Here is a 2,465-nt window from a genome sequence, read left to right as displayed (position 1 = left end):
TCGCCCGCGAGTTCTACGACGTCGACCGATTGAGCGCGTTTTTCGATCTGGTGCAGCAAGACCCGGTGGTCAGCCAAGTCAAGTTGATCGCCGAGCCGTGGGATGTCGGCGAAGGCGGCTACCAGGTCGGCAACTTCCCGGGTTTGTGGACCGAATGGAATGGGAAATACCGGGACACCGTGCGCGATTACTGGCGGGGTGAGCCCGCGACTTTGGGCGAATTCGCCTCCCGGCTGACCGGATCGTCGGACCTCTACGAGGCGACGGGCCGGCGGCCAAGCGCCAGCATCAACTTCGTTGTCGCCCACGACGGCTTCACTCTCAACGACCTGGTGTCCTACAACGAGAAGCACAACGAGGCCAACGGCGAGAACAACCAGGACGGCGAAAGTTACAACCGGTCGTGGAACTGCGGCGTCGAAGGCCCAACGGACGATCCCGATGTACTGGCCCTGCGTGCCCGCCAGATGCGCAACATCCTGGCCACGCTGATGGTCAGCCAGGGCACCCCGATGATTGCGCACGGCGACGAATTCGGCCGCACTCAGCAGGGCAACAACAACGTCTACTGCCAGGACTCCGAGCTGTCCTGGATGGACTGGTCGCTGGCCGAGAAGAACGCCGATCTGCTGGCCTTCGCCCGCAAGGCGGCTGAGCTGCGCAAAGATCATCCGGTGTTTCGCCGCCGCCGCTTTTTCGAAGGCCGGCCCATGCGGCGCGGCGACGAAGTGGGCGACATCGCCTGGTTGACCCCGACGGGTCGGGAAATGACACAGGAGGACTGGGACAGCGGTTTCGACAAGTGCGTCGCAGTGTTTTTGAATGGCAATGCAATCCGCGAACCGAATGCACGCGGTGAACGCGTGGTCGACGACTCGTTCCTGTTGTGTTTCAACGCCCACGAAGATGCGGTGGACTTCGTCATTCCCGACGGCGACTACGGCCAGGAATGGACCGCCGAACTGGACACCACGGAACCCACCGGAACAACCGAGCGGGTCATGAAGGCCGGCGAGAAGATCGCGCTTCCGGGACGGTCATTGCTGATATTCCGGAAGACCCTGTAACGCATGGCTTTTCCGGTACTGTCCACCTACCGGTTACAGCTGCGCGGGCCCGACAGCGGCTTCGGGTTCACCTTCGCCGACGCCGAGGCGCTGTTGGACTATCTCGACGAGCTCGGGATATCGCATGTCTACCTCTCCCCCGTCATGACCGCGGTGCACGGGTCGCCGCACGGCTACGACGTCGCCGATCCGACAACAGTGTCGGCCGAGCTCGGCGGTGCCGACGGTTTGGCGCGGCTCTCGGCCTCGGCGCGTGCGCGCGGGATGGGACTGGTGGTCGACATCGTGCCCAACCACGTCGGAATCGACAAGCCGGAGCAGAACCCGTGGTGGTGGGACGTGCTGACCCATGGCCGGTCATCGCGCTACGCGGGGTTCTTCGATATCGACTGGGGTCTCGGTGATGGCCGAATCATCTTGCCGCTATTGGGTTCCGACGACGACATCGCGGATCTGAAAGTCGACGGCGACCGGCTGCGGCTCGGAGACCTGGCGTTGCCCATCGCACCGGGCACCGGTGAGGGGACCGGAGTAGAAGTCCACGAGCGCCAGCACTACCGGCTGGTGGGATGGCGAAACGGCATCTGCGGTTACCGCCGCTTTTTTTCGATCACTTCGCTGGCCGGGCTGCGCCAGGAAGATCATGCGGTGTTCGACGCGTGGCATGCCGAAGTCGCCCGCTGGTTCGCGGAGAACCTTGTTGACGGTGTGCGCATCGATCACCCCGACGGGCTGACCAATCCGGCGGGATATCTGGGCTGGCTGCGGGAACTGGTCGGTCCGGATGCCTGGATTGTGATCGAGAAGATCCTGGCAGTCGACGAGGCGCTGGAGCCGACGCTGCCGGTGGCCGGCACCACCGGCTACGACGTACTGCGGGAAGTCGGCGGGGTTTTCGTCGACCCGTCCGGCGCCGCAGCGCTGACGGCGCTGTTCGACTCCGCTGGTGGGAACTATCAGCAGATGCCTGCGCGGCTGCGGGACGCCAAGGCCACCGTGGCCACCGACACTCTGGCCAGCGAACTGGCCAGGCTCCGCCGCTGCATCGTGGCGACCGCAGGGGCCGATCATCCGCGCCTACCCGAGGCGGTGGCCGCGCTGCTGGGCTACATCGACGTCTACCGCTGCGACTATCCGGGGCTGGCCGCGACACTGCCCAGGGCGCTGGCCGAAACCGAGGCCGCGACACCGGAATTGGGCCCGCCGCTCCAGATCCTCTCCGCTGCTGTAGCCGAAGGCGGCGAGGCGGCGGCGCGCCTGCAACAACTGTGCGGCGCGGTGACGGCCAAGGCCGTCGAGGACTGCCTGTTCTACCGTGACGCCCGGCTGGTGTCGCTGAACGAGGTGGGCGGTGAGCCGCAGCGGTTCGGTGTCGGCGCGGCAGAGTTCCACCAAAGC

General features: G+C 65.4%; 1 protein-coding gene and 1 pseudogene. Both read left to right on the top strand.

Annotation, left to right across the window (positions count from 1 at the left end; genetic code table 11):
- Positions 1-1,067 (top strand): annotated as a pseudogene (locus VFA16_RS12530) (glycogen debranching enzyme); the annotation flags it as partial.
- Positions 1,068-1,070: 3 nt separating this feature from the next.
- A partial coding sequence (gene treY, locus VFA16_RS12525) for a malto-oligosyltrehalose synthase (RefSeq protein WP_324968120.1) occupies positions 1,071-2,465 on the top strand: 1,395 nt, incomplete at its 3' end.

Origin of the sequence: Mycobacterium sp. (assembly GCF_035653355.1) — a bacterium.
GTDB lineage: Bacteria > Actinomycetota > Actinomycetes > Mycobacteriales > Mycobacteriaceae > Mycobacterium.
This window is presented reverse-complemented; position numbering and strand designations above follow the sequence as displayed.